Source organism: Actinocorallia aurea (genome assembly GCF_054783995.1).
Genome location: NZ_BAAGPQ010000030.1, coordinates 114,786 through 134,520, shown reverse-complemented (window position 1 = coordinate 134,520; position 19,735 = coordinate 114,786). Strand labels below are relative to the sequence as shown.

Annotated in this window: 21 protein-coding genes; 18 read left to right on the top strand and 3 right to left on the bottom strand. The window is 70.2% G+C overall.

Annotation, left to right across the window (positions count from 1 at the left end):
- The 4 genes from ACYVOM_RS34255 to ACYVOM_RS34240 all read left to right on the top strand — a co-directional run.
- Window positions 1-368 (top strand): hypothetical protein (locus ACYVOM_RS34255; RefSeq protein ID WP_460307737.1); only part of this gene is annotated, 368 nt, incomplete at its 5' end.
- A gap of 133 nt (window positions 369-501) precedes the next feature.
- Window positions 502-1,620, top strand: a complete 1,119-nt coding sequence (locus ACYVOM_RS34250) for a PIN domain-containing protein (protein WP_460307736.1) — start codon at window positions 502-504, stop codon at window positions 1,618-1,620.
- 89 nt (window positions 1,621-1,709) lie between these two features.
- Window positions 1,710-1,976 (top strand): hypothetical protein, encoded by a 267-nt coding sequence (locus ACYVOM_RS34245; RefSeq protein WP_460307735.1) that lies wholly within the window; start codon window positions 1,710-1,712, stop codon window positions 1,974-1,976.
- A gap of 12 nt (window positions 1,977-1,988) precedes the next feature.
- Window positions 1,989-2,429, top strand: coding sequence for a hypothetical protein (locus ACYVOM_RS34240; RefSeq protein ID WP_460307734.1), 441 nt, complete (start codon window positions 1,989-1,991; stop codon window positions 2,427-2,429).
- Here ACYVOM_RS34240 and ACYVOM_RS34235 read toward each other — a convergent pair.
- Entirely contained in the window at window positions 2,426-3,202 is a 777-nt protein-coding gene (locus ACYVOM_RS34235; RefSeq protein WP_460307733.1) for a hypothetical protein, read from the bottom strand. The two genes, ACYVOM_RS34240 and ACYVOM_RS34235, sit on opposite strands and share 4 nt — an antisense overlap.
- A gap of 173 nt (window positions 3,203-3,375) precedes the next feature.
- On the opposite strand from ACYVOM_RS34235, the gene ACYVOM_RS34230 reads away from it, so the two are divergent.
- The 7 genes from ACYVOM_RS34230 (at window position 3,376) to ACYVOM_RS34200 (ending at window position 14,066) form a co-directional block, all read left to right on the top strand.
- Window positions 3,376-3,939 (top strand): phage tail tube protein, encoded by a 564-nt coding sequence (locus ACYVOM_RS34230; RefSeq protein WP_460307732.1) that lies wholly within the window; start codon window positions 3,376-3,378, stop codon window positions 3,937-3,939.
- A gap of 127 nt (window positions 3,940-4,066) precedes the next feature.
- Window positions 4,067-4,861 (top strand): hypothetical protein, encoded by a 795-nt coding sequence (locus ACYVOM_RS34225; protein ID WP_460307731.1) that lies wholly within the window; start codon window positions 4,067-4,069, stop codon window positions 4,859-4,861.
- Window positions 4,862-4,914: 53 nt separating this feature from the next.
- Complete coding sequence (locus tag ACYVOM_RS34220) at window positions 4,915-5,133, top strand: hypothetical protein (protein WP_460307730.1); 219 nt, start codon at window positions 4,915-4,917, stop codon at window positions 5,131-5,133.
- 124 nt (window positions 5,134-5,257) lie between these two features.
- Window positions 5,258-10,837 carry a hypothetical protein gene (locus ACYVOM_RS34215; RefSeq protein WP_460307729.1) on the top strand — a complete coding sequence of 1,860 codons (5,580 nt, stop codon included), beginning with the start codon at window positions 5,258-5,260 and terminating at the stop codon, window positions 10,835-10,837.
- Complete coding sequence (locus ACYVOM_RS34210; RefSeq protein ID WP_460307728.1) at window positions 10,837-11,748, top strand: phage distal tail protein; 912 nt, start codon at window positions 10,837-10,839, stop codon at window positions 11,746-11,748. Before ACYVOM_RS34215 ends, ACYVOM_RS34210 begins: the two co-directional genes overlap by 1 nt.
- 63 nt (window positions 11,749-11,811) lie before the next feature.
- Window positions 11,812-12,939, top strand: coding sequence for a hypothetical protein (locus ACYVOM_RS34205; RefSeq protein ID WP_460307727.1), 1,128 nt, complete (start codon window positions 11,812-11,814; stop codon window positions 12,937-12,939).
- On the top strand, window positions 12,939-14,066 hold the full coding sequence (locus tag ACYVOM_RS34200; protein ID WP_460307726.1) for a hypothetical protein: 1,128 nt from the start codon (window positions 12,939-12,941) through the stop codon (window positions 14,064-14,066). The genes ACYVOM_RS34205 and ACYVOM_RS34200 overlap by 1 nt, the downstream gene beginning before the upstream one ends.
- On the opposite strand, the gene ACYVOM_RS34195 is transcribed toward ACYVOM_RS34200, so the two are convergent.
- Window positions 14,050-14,364: a hypothetical protein gene (locus ACYVOM_RS34195; protein ID WP_460307725.1), complete on the bottom strand. Its 315-nt coding sequence runs from the start codon at window positions 14,362-14,364 to the stop codon at window positions 14,050-14,052. The two genes, ACYVOM_RS34200 and ACYVOM_RS34195, sit on opposite strands and share 17 nt — an antisense overlap.
- A 273-nt stretch (window positions 14,365-14,637) precedes the next feature.
- Between ACYVOM_RS34195 and ACYVOM_RS34190 the strand changes: the two genes are divergently transcribed.
- The 3 genes from ACYVOM_RS34190 to ACYVOM_RS34180 all read left to right on the top strand — a co-directional run bounded on the left by ACYVOM_RS34190 (window position 14,638) and on the right by ACYVOM_RS34180 (window position 15,971).
- Window positions 14,638-15,189 (top strand): hypothetical protein, encoded by a 552-nt coding sequence (locus tag ACYVOM_RS34190; protein ID WP_460307724.1) that lies wholly within the window; start codon window positions 14,638-14,640, stop codon window positions 15,187-15,189.
- Window position 15,190: 1 nt separating this feature from the next.
- Window positions 15,191-15,640, top strand: coding sequence for a hypothetical protein (locus tag ACYVOM_RS34185; protein ID WP_460307723.1), 450 nt, complete (start codon window positions 15,191-15,193; stop codon window positions 15,638-15,640).
- Window positions 15,641-15,734: 94 nt separating this feature from the next.
- A complete protein-coding gene (locus ACYVOM_RS34180) occupies window positions 15,735-15,971 on the top strand; it encodes a hypothetical protein (RefSeq protein WP_460307722.1) in 237 nt (78 codons plus the stop codon).
- Between the two features lie 421 nt (window positions 15,972-16,392).
- On the opposite strand, the gene ACYVOM_RS34175 is transcribed toward ACYVOM_RS34180, so the two are convergent.
- Window positions 16,393-17,205, bottom strand: a complete 813-nt coding sequence (locus ACYVOM_RS34175; RefSeq protein WP_460307721.1) for a hypothetical protein — start codon at window positions 17,203-17,205, stop codon at window positions 16,393-16,395.
- 221 nt (window positions 17,206-17,426) lie between these two features.
- On the opposite strand from ACYVOM_RS34175, the gene ACYVOM_RS34170 reads away from it, so the two are divergent.
- From ACYVOM_RS34170 to ACYVOM_RS34155, 4 genes are read left to right on the top strand one after another with little or no spacing between them, the layout of a single operon-like run.
- On the top strand, window positions 17,427-18,326 hold the full coding sequence (locus tag ACYVOM_RS34170; RefSeq protein ID WP_460307720.1) for a DEAD/DEAH box helicase family protein: 900 nt from the start codon (window positions 17,427-17,429) through the stop codon (window positions 18,324-18,326).
- A gap of 3 nt (window positions 18,327-18,329) precedes the next feature.
- A complete protein-coding gene (locus ACYVOM_RS34165) occupies window positions 18,330-18,890 on the top strand; it encodes a hypothetical protein (RefSeq protein WP_460307719.1) in 561 nt (186 codons plus the stop codon).
- Window positions 18,883-19,122: a hypothetical protein gene (locus ACYVOM_RS34160; RefSeq protein ID WP_460307718.1), complete on the top strand. Its 240-nt coding sequence runs from the start codon at window positions 18,883-18,885 to the stop codon at window positions 19,120-19,122. The genes ACYVOM_RS34165 and ACYVOM_RS34160 overlap by 8 nt, the downstream gene beginning before the upstream one ends.
- A 17-nt stretch (window positions 19,123-19,139) precedes the next feature.
- Entirely contained in the window at window positions 19,140-19,694 is a 555-nt protein-coding gene (locus tag ACYVOM_RS34155) for a hypothetical protein (RefSeq protein ID WP_460307717.1), read from the top strand.
- The last annotated feature ends 41 nt before the right edge of the window (window positions 19,695-19,735 follow it).

Below are 19,735 nucleotides of genomic sequence, written 5' to 3'. Positions count from 1 at the left end.
CTGCCAGAACCGAGAGACCTGGACCGAAGCAGCAGCGGGCCGACACCATCACCGCCATGAGCACTCACACCGAGGACACCGGTTCTGCCAGAACCCTAGAAGCCAAACCCGACCCGTCCGAGCCCCGCGGCGCCATCATCGAGATCATTCAGAAGCGGCGCGGCCGCCCGACCGGTGACCTCTCGGAGGAGGTGATCGTGCCGTCGGATGTCCGCCTGAACGGCCAGTCGATCCTCACCCCCTACGACTCTCCGGTCCGCATCCACGAAGTCACCTTCGACGGCGGCGAATGTGTCCTCGTCACCCTCACCGTGTACGCCCGCCGCATCCTCGTCGACGCCGAATACGACGAGCCGCCGACGACATAAGCAGGGCGGCTGCGGAGCCCATCGACCGCTTGCCCCCGAGGTCGGAAGACGCACGTGCACTGCTCCCGGTCTGGCAGGGCCACACCGCAAAAACCCCTACGAACCGAAGGGAGTGCCTGAGAGAATTCAACGCGTGATCGTGATCCCCGACGCCAACATCATCATCAAATCCCCCCTGTGCAGCACCCTGCCGTGGACGCTGCTCGCCCTCGGCGCTGAAAAGTGGAACATCAGCCTCACCGTCCCGAACTCCGTCGTCGTCGAGGCCGTAGCCGGATACGAGAGACGAGTACGGGAGGCTCAGGGAGCGTGGAACTCCTGGACCAAGGACCACAGCATGCTGTTCTCAGACCTGCCCCACGACGAGGTCAGTCTGATGTTCGAGGTAGCCGAGCGCTACGAGCGCACGCTGCGCGAGACACTCGCCGCCATGGGGGCGGACTTCATAGAGCCAGCCGAGATCCCGACCCTCACCTATGTCCACCGTGCCGCGGCCCGCATCCGGCCCTTCAACTCTAAGGGCGAAGGCTTCCGCGACACCCTGCTGTGGTTCACAGCCCTTGAGCAGGCAGCTGAACACCCCGACGAAGAGGTCGTGCTCGTCAGCAACGACGGCGACTTCTGGGCCCGCGAGGAGATGCACCCGGACCTTCTCGCGGACCTCGACGAGCGCGGCCTGACCGGCAGAGTCCGACTCGTTCGGAGCATCGAAGACCTCGTCCGCAGCCTGGTCGGCGAGGGCCCGAAAGGGTCGATCGAACCCCACCGTGCGAAGCTGCACCATGAAGTCGTCACCGAGTACATCTCGGACAAGGTGCTTCGGCGGATCGAAGGGCGCGACCTGTTCGCGGAGGCTTGCGGCCTCCCGAGCGGAGTCGGAACACCGCGGCCGGACGGGCAGACCATCACGTGCGTGGTGGAGTACGACGTCGTCAACCTGGACATCGAGCTCCAGACAGAAATCCGAGGCAACGACGTAGTCCTCTACCAGGCCGAGATCTCCGCCGCGCTCATCGACGGCTGGACCGTCCCCCTCCACATCGACGGCATCGTCCTCCTCGACCCCTACGGCAAGCCGATGGACGGATCCATCAGGCGCGTCATCGGCTCCATGGATGACCCGGCGGTGAAGGCATGGCTACGCCGCAATGAGGTGAGAGAGGGGTCCGCCGTCGTCCCAATCCACCCTGCCTCCTACGAGCACACCATGGCGCGGCTTCGCAACCCCCTGTTCCTGCACGCCATCGACTAGTCCGCACCGCAGGCCGACACCGGGACGTAAGCCGCTTCGGCCGTGCATCCTCCGATCCGTCAGTACCGTCCCGGAACGCGGAGGAACCCATGGTCGGCGAACTCACCACGAAGACGATCCCGCTCGCCCACCCGCTCAGCCCGGAGGCCGCCGCGAACGTCGGCGCCCAACCCGTCCGCCGCTACCAGCCCGGCGAAGTCGTCGTCGTCCCCACCGGGCAGGTGATGCGGCTCGTCCAGGCCGGACTCGTCGCCGGCGTCGACCCGTCCGACGGCACCGCCATCACGAACCTGTTCTCCACGGCCCCGCCCAAGCCTGCCAAGCCCGCCACGCCGCCGACGGCTCCGCAGAAGTAAGAAGGCTGACCGGTGCCGGCAGAGCTGCCCGACGACGTCCTGGTCGACGCGGACCCGCTGCCGCGCATCATCACCTACCTCAACGGGCACGCGGCCCTCACCGCCCGCCTCGGCGGGCCTGGCCGCGTGTCCGCCCTCAACAAACCGCCCTACCCGTGCATCCGCCTCACCCACACCGGCGGCGACGACGGCGACCTCACCTGGCTCCTCCACGCCGACATCCAGCTCGAAGTGCTCGCAGACCTGTCCGGCAAGCCGGGCCGCGGCGAACTCCGCACCATCCTCTACACCGCGCTCCGCGCCCTGCGCACCCTGCCCGACGAGCCGCGCCCGCCGGACGCGCCCGTCATCACGAACGTCCGCTCCGTCCGCGGCGGCGGCTGGATCCCCGAGCCGACCGGCCAAGGCCGCTACATCGGCACCGTCCGCGTCTCCGCCCACCCGCCGAACTAGCGGCGGCCGCGCTTCCGCAGCCCGTCGGCGAGGTCCTGCCGGATATCGCGGCGCGCCCTATGCGGCTGCCACAGCCTCCGCTCGGCGTAGTTGACGGCCTCCCCGATGACGATGTCGACCTTCCTGCGCGACCACCGCTCGATCGCCATCCTTGCGACCACACCCGACGGGACGCGGCACGCGGGACTGTTCAGCGGGTCGGGGCCGAACGCGTCCAACGGGATCCCCTCCTGCCCCAGCAGCCAGTACAGGTGCTGGTTCCGCCTGCCGACGGCTTCCGGCTGCTCACCGGGGAACGCCGCGCGCGCCCGGTCCCGAAGCTCCCGCCGGAACGCCTCCAGCGCCCGCGGCGCCTCGAACGCGGCCCGCTCGTAGACGGCCGCGTCCTCCGACCACAGATGGAACTGGCGAGGCCGGAAGTCAGGCCCGTCCTGGCGGCCGCGCCGTTTCCGCAGGCGCGCGGAGAACACCGCGATGTCCGTCCCCGACGGTTCCGTGTCCAGGAACTCGATGACGGCCGCGGCCAGGACGTTCGACAGCGAAGCCCGCGGCCGGTCATCCAACCCTGCCTGCCGGAGCCCGGGGCCCTTCTTCTCCACCCCGGGAAGCGGCCGGTCCTCAGCCAGGCGCGCCACCCACCGCTCCACCGTCTCGGCCTGCACCCGCGTCAGGTTGCCCGTCGTCAGGCACACCCGCCGCCGCACGACAGCGTCCTCCTCGGCCAGATCGGCGTCGAGTAGGGCGTTTCCGTCGTCCTCGCGCTCCAGCTCCATGCCCGCGATTATCGCTCTACACAGGGGAATCCACCCGGCTGCGCTTGCTTTCGATATCAAAAGCTTTCCCAGTCGACGCACCTGCCCGCGGGCCGGGAGACGTTACCGGTGCCCGCCCTCTACGTTTTCGCCCGTCATGTCCATCACCCCCGAGGACGCCCGGGGGCTGCCGCATGTCTGGAATTTTCGTCCCGCAGATGGCGCGGGTCTGGCTCGCGCCGGTCGGCACCGTCGCACCCGCCGGCCCGACCGTCGCCATGCCGGCAGGCTGGTGGAACGTCGGCCTGTTCACGCCCGAGAGCCTCAAGTTCAAGACCGACCCGAAGTTCTCCGAGTCCAAGTCGCACCAGTCGGATTGGCCGACCCGCACCTGGCAGACCGAGGACGCGGGCTCCTGCGAGGTCGACCTTCAGGAGTGGAACGCCCGCAACTACATCGCGGCGTTCGGCGGCGGCACCATCACCACGGTGGCGGGGCCGCCCGCCTACTACCAGTACACGCCGCCCAGCGTCGGCGGCCGCGGCGAGGTCGCGGCCTGCATCGAGATCGCCGACGGCTCCCGCCACTGGCGCCGCATGATCCCCCGCTGCATGCAGAACGAAGGCGTCGAGCAGGACTGGTCGAAGACCAAGGAATCCACGCTGGCTCTCCGCCTGAAAATCCTCGGCGGCGACCTCGTCAGTCCCTGGTACGACTTCTCCGACGACTCTCTGATGGCGCCGCCCGAAGAGGACTGACCCCCTGCGCGGCCTGACCCAGGCCGCCGCCCCAACGCGGGCGGCGGCCCTCACCCATGCCCGCGAGACCTAAACGGTTCCGGCCGTCTACGTTTCCCCGCCGTACCGTCGACATGGGGAGACCACGATGACCCAGCCCACCCGCGGCAACCTCGGCGCCGCCCGCGCCCGCCGCCGCAGCGAAGCCGCGACCCGCCTGGGCGAAGCCCGCGGCGACACCCTCCCGCTGTACTTCGACCCCGACCGGATCTTCGCCGTCCTCCAGCCCGAGTTCCCCGCGGCCGCGCTCGCCCCGCTCCTGGAACTCGACCAAGAGATCGCCTACACGATCCGGCAGGTCGTGACGCTGGCCGTCGAGCGCGTCAACGCCGGCGACGACGACACCAAGAAGGAGAAGAAGGACCAGACCGGGGAACTCATCGGCTCCATCATCGAACTGCTGATGATGCGGCCGAACCTCCCGATCGACCTCATCAGGATCGCCCGCCAGATCGGCACCGGCATCCTCGGCGAGGACGGCATGGCCGGCCTGGAAGCCGAGAAGCCGTCCCTCCAGGACTACATCGAGGTCGTGAAGACCATCTGGTGGTGGCACGGGGAGGCCTTGGGAAAGTCCCTCTCGTTCTCGAAACCCTCAAGCACCGGTGGGACGACCTCCACGCCGACTTCCAGCATCACTACCAGCTTTCCCTCCCCGACTTCTTCGACTGCTGCTCCGGCTCCTGCTGTGGGCGACCCGCAGGCAGCGGCGCAGGCCCCGACGCTCACCGTGGGCCCGGCGGGCACCTGGACGGCGGGCAGCCCGCCGGTGGGAGGCCTTCCGGCGTCGCTGGGCTCGGTGATCCCCCCGGCGGCCGCGCTCGGCCAGGAGCCGTTCGAGCCGCCCCCCGCCCCCACCGCGGCCGCGGCCTACGGATACTAGGCGACCTGATCGAACGCCTGCCCAAGGACGCGCTCGTCCGCACCTCCGCGCGGGTGCGGGCCCGCCAGCTCGCAGAGGGCGAGTGGACGACCGAGCGGGAGCTCCTCGCCCAGGCCGTCGAACTCGTCTCGATCCTCGCCTCCGACCACCGCATCAAAGAGCCGCGCGAGGTGCCGCGGCCCGACTGGGTCCGCGACCGCTCCACCACGACCAGCCCCCCGGCCAACGCGTACGCGTCCGCCATCGACCACCTCCAGGCAACCACACGCTGACCAGCGGCAACAGGCCCGCCGCAGAAGGTTTCAATATCAAAACCTCCTGCGGCGGCGCGACCTTAACGCCCACTACCTCCTAGGTTCCGCCCCGACCTGCTGCCGGGGCCTATCGGGGGATGGCGTGGCTGACGAGGTGGACGCTGGCCGGATCAGGCTCGATGTCGAGGCTGACGTCTCCGGCCTGCGCACCGGCCTGCAACGGCGCATCGACGCCGAGCTGGCGAACGTGCGCGCCCGCATCCAGACCGAGATCGACACCCGGCGGCTCGCGGTCGAGGCCCGCGCGGCGGCCCGGCAGATCGCCCAGCAGGAGCGCATCCGCCTCCAGATCGAGGTCGACCAAGCCCAGGCCCAACGCGAGATCCAGGCAAGGATCCGTGCCGCCGTCGCCGGGCTGCGCGCCACCGTCGTGCTCGACGTCGCCGTCGACACCGCCGCCGCACAGGCCCGCCTCCAGGAGCTGACGCGCGACCGCCGCGTCAGCCTCGACGTCGACACCGACGGCCTCGACCGGGCCCGACGCCTCGCCGACGGCATCCGCGGCGCGTTGGGCGGCCTCGCCGGCGGCGGAGGCCTGTCCCTGAACCTCGGAGGCAACGCGCTCAGCGGCGTGTCGACGCTGCTGACGAAGCTCGGCACGCTCCCGATGATGGCGGGCGGCATCACCCTCCTGGCCGGTGCCGCTATCAACCTAGGCGGTGCCCTGTTCGCCGTCGGCGCGGCGGCCGCCCAGTCCGTCGGCGTCCTGGCCGCGCTGCCCGGCCTCGCCACGATGGCCGCCCAGGGCATCGGCGTACTCATCGCCGGGTTCAAGGGCGTCAGCGAGGCCGTGTCCGCTCTCGGCGCCGCCGAGAAGGCCTCAGGTGCCGACGCCCAAGCCCACGCCCAGGCGGTCGAACAGGCCGCCCAAGCGGTCGAACAGGCAGCGGAGAACGTCGACGCCGCCACGGCCATGGTCCGCAAGGCCCGAGAGCGGCTCGCCGACGTCGTCGAGGCCGTCGCCGAGCGGATCCAGGACGCCGAACAGCGGGTCGCCGACGCCTTCGACGCCGCCCACGAGCGGATCGCCCAGGTCACCGAGCGGGCGGCCGAGATCCGGGAGGCCGTCCAGGAGCGCATCACGGCCGCGACCGCCCGGCTCGCCGACGTGCAGGAAGCCGCGGCCGAGCGGTACGCGGCCGCCGAGCGCACCAACGCCCGCGCCGCCGAGTCCGCCCAGCTCGCCCAGGAAGGCCTCAACGAAGCGCGGCGAGCCGCGGTCGAGCGGCTGGAAGACCTCAAGCTGTCCCTGTCGGGGGCGTCCTTGGACGAAGAGGGCGCCGCGCTCGCCGTCGAGCGTGCCCGCCAACGCCTGTCCTCCGTCAACGACTCAGTCACCTCTACAGACCTCGACAAACGCGAAGCCGACCTCGCCTACCGGCAAGCCCTCCAGAGGCTGGAGGAATCCAAGGAGCGGCTCGGAGACCTACGGGAGGACCAGGCCCGCGCCGACGCCGAAGGCGTCGAAGGGTCGGACTCCGTCGAGGCCGCCAAACGCCGCCTGCGCGACGCCAACGAGGCGCTCCGCGACTCCGAAGAGGCCATCGCCCGGGCCCAAGCCGACGGCGCGCAGGCCATCGCCGACGCCCAGGCCGCCATCACCGAAGCCCGCAAAGAGGGCGCCGCCGCCATCGCGGAGGCAGAAGAGGCCGTCGCGGAGGCGAAGAAGGACGCCGCCCAGCTCATCCAGGAAGCTCAGGAGGCGCTCAACGACGTCCGCAAGGACGGCGCCGAGCAGGTCAAGGCCGCCAACGAGCAGCTCAAGGCATCCCAAGATCAACTTAAAGACTCCCAGGAGCAGCTCCAGAAGGCGCAGGAGGCCGCCGCCGCGGCCGCCACTCAGCAGTCCGCCGCCCAGACGCAGCTCGCAGACGCGATGGCGAACCTCACCCCCGCCGGGCGCGCCTTCGCCGAGTTCATCGCCGGCACTCTCATGCCGCGGCTGACCGATCTGCGGCGCGCCATCCAGGACGCGCTGCTTCCCCACATCCAGGCCGCCGTGGAAAAGGGCCTGCCGTTCCTCGACACCCTGGAGACCGCGCTCGTCGGCACCGCCGACGTCATCGGCGGAGTGGCCGAAGACCTCGGCGACCTCCTGGCAGACGACCAGTTCAACACCGACATGGCGGAGGTGTTCGACACCAACAACGCCGCCCTGGAGCGGTTCGGGGCCGCCGCCGTCAACGTCCTGTCGATGCTCCGGTCGATCATGCTCGCCGCGGGCCCCCTCGTCGAGGCGTTCTCGGCCTGGGTGGAGGAGCTCACCGCCGCCGGCGACGCCTACCTGCGCTCCGAGCCCGGCTTCAACCGGTTCCAGAGCTTCCTTGAAGGCGCCGCCGACACCACCATCAGCCTCAAGAACACGCTGCGCGACCTCACGATGGGCATCATCGCCATCGGGTCGGCGGCCGTCGGCAGCGGCGAGGCCGGCACCGAGATGCTCGCCTCCATGGAGGACGGCGCCGCCGCCTTCCGCGCCTGGGCCGAAGACGAAGCCACGCAGGCCCGGCTGACGAAGTTCTTCGACGGGGCCCGCGAGCTTCTCGGCCGCATCGGCGAGTCGCTGGGCGGCGTGATCGAGCTGTTCGGTCATCTCGGAGAGGCCACCGGCGGCGACACCCTGTTCGTCTTCTTCGACATCCTCGACGCGATCGTCGGCGCCCTGGACAAGCTCATCCAGATGCCGGGCACGATCCCGGTCCTGGTCGCCGTTACCACGCTCGGCGTTGCCGGCGCGGGCCTCGGCCTCGCCGCGAAAGTCCTCGGCCTCCTGGTCGCCCCGCTGTCGCTGCTGGCGAAGATCCCCGCGTTCGGCGGCTGGATCGTGACCCTGCTGGCCGGCCTCAAGACCAACCTGGTGACGGCGATCCTCACCCGCTTCCCGACCCCCGTGGCCGTCCTCGCGGGCATCGCCGACTGGCTGCAATTCCAGGTGCTGCCCCGCATCCCCGGCATCGTCCTGGCGGCCGTCAAGGGCGCGGGGATCGGCCTTATCGGCATGCTCCTGGGCGGCCTGATCGACGACGACCAGGGCGGCGCCCGCGACGCCGTCGGCACGGGCCTCAAGGGCGCGGGCATCGGCGCGACCATCGGCGGCATCATCGGCAGCCTCCTCGGCCCGATCGGCACCGGACTGGGCGCGGCGATCGGTGCCGCCATCGGCGGCATCCTCGGCGTCATCACCGGCGGCGAGTGGTGGGGTGCCATCGGCCGCTTCTTCACCGAGACGATCCCCGCGTTCCTCATGGAGCAGGCCGCCGCCCTGCCCGGCCGCGTCGGCGCGCTCCTGCGCGGAGCGACCGGCCTCGTCCAGACCGTCGTCGGCTGGATCGGCGACCAGATCACGCAGCTCCCCGACCGGCTGCGCGCCATGGCCGCCGGAGCGGGCGATCTGGCATCGTCCATCGGCGGGTTCATCTCCGACGCCGTCGCGCGGCTCCCGAGCCTTCTGGGCAACGCCGGCGCCGCCCTGCTGCGCGGGCTGGTCTTCCTCGTCACACAGGTACTGCCGGACCTCGCGGCGACGATCATCACCGAACTGCCGTCGCTGATCCTGGAACTCGTCACGGCCATTCCCGGGCTGTTCCTGAAAGCGCTCGCCACCGGCATCAAAATCTGGGCGTGGGTCCTCACAGAACTCGTCGCTATCATCCCCGAGATCATGGAATTCTGCCTCACCCTGCCCTTCAAGATTTTCGATTGGGTGGTGCGGGCGGTCGTAAATTCGCCAAAATTGTTTGCGTATATCGCCGATCAACTCGTTGAATGGGGACGGGAAGCGCCCGGCATCATCGACAGAATCTGGGAGAAACTCAAAGAGGCGTTCGCCATCGGGTCCGCAAAGCTCGTCCGGGCCATGCGCGAAAAACTCGCCGAGTTCTCACAAGTCTTCATCGACCTCGGCGCAGACCTGTACGACCTCGGCCAGGAACTGTGGGGCAAGCTCGTCGACCTGTTCGGCGAATGGCGCGACAAACTCGTCGACGTCTTCAAGAAACTACCGGGCGGCGTCCAAGACGCGCTGAAGCTCATCGGAAACGTCATCCGGGTCCCCGTGCAGATCATGCTCGACGTCGGATACAACAAAACCGTCCGGTGGCTGTGGAACGAAATTGCGGGCCTTGTCGGCTCCGACCACAAGCTACCCGAAATCAAAATTCCACAATTCGCGGAAGGCGGCGTCGTCGGGCCCGGGCAGTACGGGGTCCTGCCCGGCTACAGCCCCGGCCGCGACACGATGCTCGCCGCCGTCTCCCCCGGCGAGGCATGGCTGCGCCCGGAGATCCCGGCCGCGCTCGGCTCCCGCTTCGTCCACGGGCTCAACGGCGCCGCGGTCTCCGGCGGCGTCAGCGGCGTCCGCCAGTTCGTCGCAGCGGGCGGCATGCGGTTCGGCCTGGGCGGCATCGTCGGCGACGGCCTGTCGTGGATCGGCGACCAGGTCAAGGATCTGTTCCCCGACGGGCTGCGCAACGCGGCCGCCGACTTCCTCAACCCCGTCGTCGACGCCATCCAGTCCGAGCTGTCGGGAACCGCGTTCGGCCGCCTCATCGGCAACATCCCCGTCAAGATCGTCCGAGACTTCCTCGACTGGCTCGTCGACAAGGAAGACGACATCGTCGGCAACTCCGCCGGCATGATCCGCGTCGCCCGCGGCGAACTCGGCCAGGGCGAAGAGCCCGCCGGTTCGGACAACACCAAATACGGCCGCTGGTACGGCATCAACCCCGCCGCCTGGTGCGACATGTTCATCTCCTGGGTCGCCGACAAGGCCAAGACCACCGACGCCGTCGGCCGCTTCTCTTACACCCCCTCCCACCTCGCCGCCATGCGCGCGAAGGGCCGCGAGATCACCACCGGCCCCGCCCGCCCCGGCGACCTCGCCTTCCTGACCTCCGGCGGCACCGCCTACCACATCGGCCTCGTCGAGCAGGGAGGCAGCGGCGGCATCACCACCATCGAAGGCAACCACTCCACCGCAGTCCAGCGCGTCTCCCGCAACCGCAGCGGCGTCGTCCTCACCCGCCCCGCCTACGCCGAAGGCGGCGTCGTCGGCCCCGACCACTACCGCATCTCCCCCGACACAGCCGGAGGCTTCGCCCGCACCGGCCGCGCCGCCGTCGAAAGCCTAGGCATCGGCGGCAACGCACTCGTCGCCCCCTGGTGGCCCGCCGGAACCGAACTCGCCCTGTCGGCCGGCACCCGCACGGTCCGCGCCGTCGTCTCCGCCGCCGACAACACCGCGGCGTTCCTGCGCCGCACAGGCCCCAACATCCTCGCCGCCGGGGCAAACCTCCTCGCCGACCTCGGCGGGCCGCGAGCGGCCTCCTGGGCGCTGTCCAAGATGCCCTCACAGCCGATCCGGCACGGCCTGTACGACAACGGCGGCCCACTCAAGCCCGGCCTGTCCCTCATCTCCAACCAGACCGGCAAAGACGAATGGGTCCTCACCCCTGAGGCCGTCGACCGGCTCGGCGGCGGAGAGGCCGTCGCCGCCCTCAACGCCGGAACCGTCTACCAGTCCCGCCGCGGCGCCAGCCCCGTTGCCGTCAACGCCGTCGCCCCCGACGGCCGCCCCATCACCATCAACGTCTACGCCCTCCCCCACCACTCCGAAGAGGACATCGCCGACATCGTGCGGCGCAAGCTGGGAGGCGAAATCTGATGCCCGTCGCGATCGCAACCCCCACCTACAGCCTCACCAACGCCGCCGGAACCACCTGGGGCCTCAACGTCCTCGACGACGAAGGCTGCGCCTGGATCGTCGAGGACGAAGACGGCTGGTCCTCCTCGGCGTCGGTGCGCGCCACCTACGAGGACAAGACGCTCGGCGACGGCGCCTGGTCCGCGCCCGGCGCCTGGGGCTCCCGCTCGATCACCCTGTCCGGCCACTGCGTCGCCCCCTCCAGAGAGGCCATGCTGCGCGCCAAGGACCGCGCCAAGGCCGCCGTGTCCGTCCGCGACCTCACCGCCCTGTCCGTCGCCGAAGCCCACATGACCCGCTACGCCGACGTCCGCCTCACCGACAAGATCGACATCAAGGACGACGGGTCGGTCGCGTTCACCTGGACGCTCCCCCTCACCGCCGCCGACCCCCGCCGCTACGGCGCCCCCGTCCCCTCCGAAGCCGGACTCCCCTACCGCGGCCCCATCGAGGGCTACACCTTCAGCCGGACCTTCCCCTACCGGTTCCAGACCACCGCCTACGACCCGGGCAGCAGCGGCCGCATCTTCTTCCCCCAGGCCGGCGACTTCGACCGCACCCCCGCCAAATTCACCATCCACGGGCCGATCATCCGCCCATCCATCGGCCACCTGCAGTCCGGCCGCACCCTCACCTTTGACCTCGAACTCGACTGGACGTCCTACCTAGACGTCGACCTCGGCAACGGCTCCGTCCTGCTCAACGGCCAGTCATCGCGCGCCAACACCCTCGTCGACGGCTCCGCCTGGTTCCTGCTCGTCCCAGGCCTGAACGAGATCCTGTTCGGAGGCGCGCCCGGCACCTCCCCCGGAGGCCTCGACCCCGAACCTGCCGCCCGCCTGCGCATGCTCGCCGCACCCGCCTGGTACTGACGCGGGACACAAACCAGGCGGCGTCCGTACCTTTCCCCGGCAGCCACAACACCGGGGGGCACCGTGACGCTCGTCAAACCAGCGACCCACCTGCAAGGCGGCGGCGACTACAGCGCCCGCGCCGAGCGGCTCCACAGCGCCGCAGGCATCGCCTCGGAGCACAACCGCCACACCGTCTCGGCCCGCCAAGGAGTCATCCCGGCAGGCGAGAACCGATCATTCAAGATCACAGCCAGGCCGACCGCCGACATGTGGGTGCGCGCTGCGGCAGGCCGCGCCTGGGTGAACGTCGCCTCCGTCGTCGGCGGCATCGTCGCGTGCACCAACGACGGCGACTACGACATCCCCCTAGTCGCCTCACACCCGTCCCTGAACCGGCGCGACCTCATCGCCCTGCGCGTCTACGACTCCATCGACTCCATCGACACCACGACCGACTGGGACATCATCGCGATCCCCGGCACCCCGGCCGTGTCCCCCACCGCGCCCGCGGCCGGCCCGTCGATGCTGCCACTGGCCACCGCCCTCATCCCCGCAGGCTCCAACAGCGTCGGCGAGATCGTCGACATGCGCCCCCTCACCGTCGGCGCCGGCGGCATCCTGCCCTCCAACGGCGCACCCTCCTCCACCCACACCGGCCAAGGCATCTTCCGCACCGATCTCAACGCCCTCCAAGTCGTAGGCAACGATGGCCGCGCCCGCCGCGTCTTCGACGACGGCCTCACCTTCGGCTACGGCGTCCTCGGCGCCGCCCACACCTACCAGGGCTACCCCGGCGCCCAACTCGCCATGGTCGACATCAACAACGCCGCCGCCAACATGCCCGGCATGTCGACGACGTTCACATGGCCGACGAACGTCCCCACCACCCGCCGCCTCGTCGTCCTCACCCAGGTGGAGATGCGCGCGACCCGATGCGGCGCCGTCTGGATCAAGCACATGATCGACGGCGGCGAGATCGACTCCCGCTTCCAGCGGTGCATGGCCGTCCCCCGCACCCTCAAGAACTGGGGCGGCGACCTCGAAGTCGACCCCACCCGCCACTACCTGTACACCGTCGCCTCCATCTACAACCCGCCCACCGCAGGCCAGCACACCATCACCACCCGAGCCGCCCCCGAGGCATCCGCCGGATCCGCCAACCCGCTCCTCGAGTTCACCGTTGGTGAGATGTCGGTCTGGGTGGCCTGATGGCCGACTGGCAGTTCAACTTCTACGACCGCGGCACCGGCGAACTCATGGACACGCTGCCAGTGTCGAAGTGCGGCTTCTCCCAGAAGCTCAACGGCTCCGGCAACCTGTCCGGGCAGATCCCCCTGGACGCCGACGGCGTCGACCCGCGCCGCGTCCTGGACGCGACCATCCCCTGGCGCTCCATGGTCGCCGTCCAGCGCAACCAGGCGCAGGCCTGGTGCGGCATCATCCGCGAGCCCCGCGACCGCTCCTCCAGCTCCCGCTTCCTCAGCTTCAAAGCGGTCGAGCCGCTCGAACTCCTCGCCTCCAGGTTCCTGCCGTCGACCCCCGAAGGCGGCCTCACCCTGCCCATCCGCGAACTCGCCGCCTTCCTGCTGGAGCTGTTCCAGACTCCCGACGACGACCTGTGGATGCGCGTCGCCGAGATCGACGCCGACTCACCCCCGGCGAACGTCACCTGGAACAAGTGGGACTTCACCGCCGCCGCCCGCGTCCTGACCGAACTCACCGAGCGCACCAGCGGCATCGAGTTCATGCAGCGGCCCGGCCGCCGCGCCGACGGCCGCCCCGAAGTCCTCCTCCACACCGGCCACCCCCGCATCGGCCGCGGCCAGCACCCCGGCTCCCCCGTCCTGGAGTACAACCGGACGGCGCCCGAAGCCTCCAACGTCGTCGACTACACCTGGTCCGAAGGCGCCGGCTTCGCCGTGCGCACCTGGGCCACCTCCCAAGCTGAAGGCGGCGCCGTCCTCGCCGCCCAAGCAGAGCACGCCTACCTCCTCGACGCGGGCTTCCCGCTGGTCGAGCAGCATCTGACATTCGACGGCGTCGCCGACACCGCTGAGCTCCAAGCCCGCGCCGACGCCTCCGCCGCCGCCTCCGTCGGCCCCCTCATCACCAGCAGTTTCACCGTCTTGGCGCAAAAGGGCTTGGAACTCGGCGACATCGCCGTCGGCGACGACTTCCGCGCCCGCATCACCGACCGCGGCTTCCCACCCCAGGCCAACGGCGACCCCGGCTGGGACGGCTGGCTGCGCGCCACCGGCATCGAGGTGTCCGTCGACGCCGACGCCGGCGTCGAGAAGTACAACCTCACCATGGCCGACATCATCGGCCGCTGGTAGGCCGTTCACCGAAGCCGTAGAGGACGGCGGCGCGGTCGGGGTCGAGGTGCTGGGAGTCTGGGGACTTGTCCCCGAGCCGCTTGCGCCGCTGGCTCGCCTTCTCAGGTGAAGAGACCTCCAGGACCCTGGCGACCTCACGCCAGGTCGCTCCCCGCCCCCGGGCCAGATCGATCAGCAGCCGTTCGTCGTTGTCCAGCGCGCGGCGCAGGACCGCGAGGAGTTCGAGGGCGTCCAGGGCGTCGTCCTTGGACGCCAGCGGAAGAACCTCGCCCCTGACGTCGTCGCCGCGCCAGGTCACAGCCCAATCCCGCCACGCCTCGACCTTGGGAGAACTCGCGATCGCGGAGACGACTCGGTAATGAGGCTGACGCCTTAGCCGCGGGTAACGCTCGGTTAGCCGATTCAGCGCCCGTTTCCAGGGGAGGTCGATGCCCGTCATGCCGAGCACTCTGCCAGCCTCAGCCTGTAGCGCGTGAGGTCTTCGCCCAGAGGCCGCGCAGGCCCTGGCGACGTAAGCGGCCCCAATCTGCGAGATTCCCGACGTTCGGGACGCAACAGCACGGGGGCGGACATGGGAAATACGAGGCTCGGCATCCCCTACCCAGATGCCGGGACACCGTTCGTCGGCGCGGACGTCACGGTCAGGAACCTCGCCGAACGCGTCGACGCCGTTGCAGGGTTCCGCGCGCTGTCGCAGGACCAGATGGCCGACTTCACCGAGGTCCTCAACATCAACTGGGGCATGTGGATCGACTTCAACTCGATCGTCGTGAACTCCTGGCCGGCCATGTACTTCACGGCGCCGCCCAGCGGTTCCGTCGACGTCCTCATCCACGCTGGCCTCGCCCGCAACTTCGCCGCCGGCAACAACCCCAACGGCAACCACGTCGCGGTCTGCTTCCGCGTCGAAGGATTCGGCGCGTGGAACGAGGCCAAGAAGAACCGGTTCGCGCTCGTCGCCTACTCCACCAACCGGATCCGTGCAAGCAGCGTCGCCCCCGTCCAGGGCCTCACGCCCGGCGTCGGCTACCAGATCGTCCCCCAGCTGTACGTCGACGATACCGGCGGCACCTTCCAGATCCACTACGGCAACATGACCGTCAAACCCGTCCCGGGCGGCTGAGATGCAATCCCGCACCACACCCGCAGGCCCGGACCTGTCGGCGAAACTCCGCACCGCGCTGCAACGCATCGCCCGCCTGGAGTCGGCGTCCGGCCCCGCCGCGGTGTCCCTGTCGACGTGGGGAGCCGGGGTCCCGCTCGGCGCGGCCGACGGATGGCAGTCCCTCGGCGGCAACCCGGTCCCCCGCACCCAAGCGGGCGTCCTGTGGGCCGACCTGTGGGCCGAGATCGACGGCGACACCGTCGCCGAACTCCGGCTGGCAGCCCCCGACCTCGCCGCCCAAGGCCCGGCCGTCACCGCCGAGGCTGGCACCGCGACGATGGTCCGTTGCCGCATCGCCATGCCCGACACCTGGGCACCCGGCACCTCCTCCCCCATCCTGTGGCAGGCCCGCCGCACCTACGGGACCGGCCCCGTCACCGTCGCGCTTGTCCGCGCCTGGCAGATCTGACCCGCCCCCAGCGACACAACACACGGCAGGCCCGTACCGTGCGCCCTCGTCCACATCAGACAGGCGCACCAGCGACGGGTGGGAGGAGAACCCCATGGCAGGCAAGCCGCAACCGCCCGACCGCCGTCGACGCCGCCACACAAGGAGGTCATGGTGGCCACTGAGCGGATTTTCAACGATCAGGGACCTCGCCGTCTTCACCACGGGAGTAGTCCTGATCGGCTGGGGGCTGTACCACTCCCCGCCCCGGGTGGACCTGGTGGTGCCGGGCGTCACCTTGCTCGGCCTGCCGGTCGCGACCGGCGCGGACGAGCGACGGCGCAGAAAATGACCACCTGGCTGTCGGACTGGAGAGTCACCGCCCTCTACCTCTGCGCCGCGATCATCGCCGCGGCCGTCGTCCTAGCCGTCCGTCCGTCTCCGGCCATCGAAACGCCGATTCCGCCGGCCGCCCCCGCCCCGTACTCACAGGTCAGCCCAGCCCCGGAGAACACCCCACCGTGACCGGCGGCCACCCAAGTGCGGCATCACGCTTCCGAGATGCCGTACGCTTGGCTTACTAGGTGGTCCTCCGCGGTCACACACCGGTTAAGTTGGTGTTCCCTTCCGTCCCGGTGAGGCGCGTCCCTGCCTGCGTCAGAGCAACTCAATTGCACTGACGGCGCCGGCACAACGCCCGCGGCGGAGGACCGCCCTGAAACGTCACGAAGGGCCGCCCACCAGGGCGGCCCTTCGTCGTTCCGAGCAGATGATCAGGCGCGCGGCCCGCGCGGGCGCAGCCGCCCCGGCCGCTGCTCGCCCGGCCGCCCCGCCACGATCCGCGCCACCGCCGCAGGCTCCTGCACCTGCTCCTCGGCCATGATCCGCGCAGCCTCCCGCGCTTCCTTCGGCGACAGGCCGGCCTCGACGAGACGGTCCCGGCGCGCGTCCCGAGGCCGCGGCCGCGGCGCCGCCGCCTCCAGCCGAGCCCGCGCCTTGCGCTGCTTAGCCTCCTGGTCCAAGCCGCGGGCGCGCTCCACCGCCTCCTTCTGCTCCACCCCGTCGCGCATCAACTGCAGAGCCTTCGCGGTCTGGGCGACCGTCAGCCCCGAGTCGATCAGATTGCCCGCCACGATCGCCTCCACGGGGAGGGACTGCGCCAGCGCAGCGCCGATCCGGCTGCGGCGGCTCTCGGGCGAAGGCCTGCGCGCCGTCTCGCGGGCCGCGGCCCGCAGAGGCTTGCGGAACCGGGTCACCTTGGCGCTCTCGGCCTGAAACGCCTCGATCCGGGCGATCGCCGCCGCCTTCCTGCGCGGATCCACGATCGTGCTCGGCGCGTCGATCGCCTTGATCTCGTCCTGGTAGCCCTGGACGATCCGGTCCATCGCCTCCAAAGCGGCCGGCGCGAGCCGCTGGGAGAAGAACGCGACGTCCTCGCCTTCCTCCGGCTCGCTCGATACCCAGTCCAGGACCGCATCGTCCAAGGTGTCGGGGTCAGCGTCGTGGAGCTCCTCCACGATCGCCCGTGCGGCGGGATCGAGCTCGTCGTCGGGCACCAGCACCGACGGCAGTTCACGCATGTCCACAGCGGTGATCCTCCTGTCCTTGCGGGGGTTCTCAACCCCCCGGCAGCTCCGCAGTCTACGCGGCCCCCCACCCACACCGGATGTCCATATGCGATATGATTTACATGTTCGGGAATGAGACCCCGGATGACGACGACCGGAGCACGCGACCCCTCATGAGACGCAAGCCGTCGGCGTCCCCAATCATCTGCTCGACCCCCACCAGGGGTCAGGAGGATTCCGTGGACGAGTTTTTCAAGTTCAAAAGGCCGTTCCTTCCGGCCGAGCCCGCGCGCATCATGATCCGCGGCGAGTCCGGCCACGGCCGCACCACCGCCGCCCACCAGATCGCGCAAGGCCTCGCCCGCAGCGGCACCGTCGGCGTCATCGACACCCAGAACGGCCACAGCGCCTACCTCGCCAAGGACTACGACTTCACGCTGATGACCCTCCCGACCTTCCGGCCCGGCCACCTGCGCAGCGCGCTCGCCGCCGCCGCCGCCGAAGAGTTCGACGTCGTCATCATCGACAACGGATCCGCGTTCTACTCCGGGAACGGCGGCGTCCGCTCGATCGTGGACAAGAAGGGCTGGAACGCGGTCGGCGACATCCAGAACGCCATCGTCACCATGCTGTGCACCATGGCCAGCCACCTCGTCATGACGCTGGACCTCAAGCCCGTCACCTCCGAAGTCCGCGACGACCAGGGCGTGACCAGCCGCGTCCGCACCGGCACCAGAGGCGACTTCATCACCGGCACCGAACAGCACTTCCACGTCGTGGCCGACCTCGACGAGACACACGCCCTGACCGTCCGGAAGGTCTACGCGGGAATCAGCGCCGCCGCTCCTGGAGAGCACTTCGCCAAGGCACCCGTGGAGCTGGGCGAAAAGCTCGCCGCCGACCTGTCGAGCGGTACCCCTCTCCCCACCTGGCGCGACATCTGGGACCCGTTCACCGGAACCCTCGAAGGCATCCGGCCCGCTCAGGTGGCCTCCGCCCGCGACCGCGCCCACAAGAAGGGGCTCGGCGGCGCCGTCTTCACCCTCGACGGACAGCCGACCACCCTCGACGACGCCCTTCGGGAACTGCACGCCCGCCTCACCCACCACCGCACCCCCCAGGAAGCCAGGGCCTCATAGAACATGTTCGACTCATCGATCAACCCCAACGCGGTCGCGGCGCGCGCGGGCGTCCTGGCGTTCCTCACCCGAGGAGCCCAGGCCGCCCGCGAGGCCGAGAACCTCCTCGCCCACCGCTCCATGCTCCCCGACGGGCGGGTGCCCGCCGTCGTCGCGGGCCGCGTCGTCGGCCGCTTCAACATGCCGCGCGAGTCCGTCACAGCCGAGGTCCACGACTGGGGCAAGCTCCTGAAGTGGGCGGAGGACAACCGGCCCGACATGGTCGAGACCGTGGAAGTCCGCCGCCTCCACAAGATGTCGCTGCACTGGCTCCTGGACGACTGCAAGGCCAAGGGCGCGCCCGTCAGCGACACCGGCGAGACCATCCCCGGCATCACCGTCCACCAGACCGGCAATTCCCCCACCATGACGCTCGCCGACGACGTCGACGAGGTCGTCTCCGCCGCCCTCGCCGACCCGCAGGCCCAGCCCGCCATGCTCCAGGCCCTCACCGACGCGCTCCGCGACGTCCTCGGCCTCCCCGGCCTCGAACTCCACCTGCCCGAAGGGATCCCCGATGAGTGAGCCCAAGCTGTACCGCGTCACCGTCGACCTCGCCCGCATGAAAGCAGACGGCAAGACCCTCCCAAGCGGCCGCAACAACTACGAGCACCCCATCTACACGCCGCTCCCCCAGCGCGCCGGACTCATCCGCTTCCACTACGGCAAGTACGTCGACATCCGGGAGATCCCCCTGAGCGCCGTCAACGCCCTGCCCTGGAAGCCCGCCCCTCCCCCCGCCCGCCCGCACCGCTGACCCCCGGAAGGCACACCATGGACCTCTCCTACGACACCGAGTTCCTCGACGACGGCGAACGCGTCCACCTCATCTCCATCGCGATCGCCGCCGACGACGGCGCCGAGTACTACGCCGTCGCCGCCGAGGCCGCCGAGCAGCCCCTGTGGCCCCAGATCACGCGGCACGACTGGCTCATGAAGAACGTGGTGCCGCACCTCCCCCTGGCCGCGCCCGCCCCGGGCGACGTCGTCGATGGCGGGCACTCGCCCCGCCTCCGCCTCGACACCGGCCACCCGGACGTGAAGCCGCGCGCCGTCATCGCCCGGGAGGTCGCCGCGTTCATCCAGGCGACGCCCGAGCCCGCCCTGTGGGCCTACTACGGCGCCCACGACTTCATCGCCCTCACCCAGCTGTGGGGACGGCTCATCCACGTCCCCGACGGCGTGCCCTGGTACAGCCACGAACTCGCCCAGGAGATCGAGCGGCTGGACGCCAAGGCCACGCTCCCGGAGCAGGCCTACGGCCACCACCACGCCCTTCACGACGCCCGCCACAACCGCGCCGTGCTCCGCCACCTCCGCACCCTGTAGATCCGCGACCCGGGCCCGGCCGCCCCGCCGGGCCCGCACCA

Bases quoted from the DNA above. Each gene is read 5' to 3' on its own strand.
- ACYVOM_RS34245 (WP_460307735.1), top strand. From the start codon at position 1,710: ATGGTCGGCGAACTCACCACGAAGACGATCCCGCTCGCCCACCCGCTC.
- ACYVOM_RS34235 (WP_460307733.1), bottom strand. From the start codon at position 3,202: ATGGAGCTGGAGCGCGAGGACGACGGAAACGCCCTACTCGACGCCGAT.
- ACYVOM_RS34230 (WP_460307732.1), top strand. From the start codon at position 3,376: ATGTCTGGAATTTTCGTCCCGCAGATGGCGCGGGTCTGGCTCGCGCCG.
- ACYVOM_RS34225 (WP_460307731.1), top strand. From the start codon at position 4,067: ATGACCCAGCCCACCCGCGGCAACCTCGGCGCCGCCCGCGCCCGCCGC.
- ACYVOM_RS34210 (WP_460307728.1), top strand. From the start codon at position 10,837: ATGCCCGTCGCGATCGCAACCCCCACCTACAGCCTCACCAACGCCGCC.
- ACYVOM_RS34200 (WP_460307726.1), top strand. From the start codon at position 12,939: ATGGCCGACTGGCAGTTCAACTTCTACGACCGCGGCACCGGCGAACTC.
- ACYVOM_RS34190 (WP_460307724.1), top strand. From the start codon at position 14,638: ATGGGAAATACGAGGCTCGGCATCCCCTACCCAGATGCCGGGACACCG.
- ACYVOM_RS34185 (WP_460307723.1), top strand. From the start codon at position 15,191: ATGCAATCCCGCACCACACCCGCAGGCCCGGACCTGTCGGCGAAACTC.
- ACYVOM_RS34180 (WP_460307722.1), top strand. From the start codon at position 15,735: ATGGCAGGCAAGCCGCAACCGCCCGACCGCCGTCGACGCCGCCACACA.
- ACYVOM_RS34165 (WP_460307719.1), top strand. From the start codon at position 18,330: ATGTTCGACTCATCGATCAACCCCAACGCGGTCGCGGCGCGCGCGGGC.
- ACYVOM_RS34160 (WP_460307718.1), top strand. From the start codon at position 18,883: ATGAGTGAGCCCAAGCTGTACCGCGTCACCGTCGACCTCGCCCGCATG.
- ACYVOM_RS34155 (WP_460307717.1), top strand. From the start codon at position 19,140: ATGGACCTCTCCTACGACACCGAGTTCCTCGACGACGGCGAACGCGTC.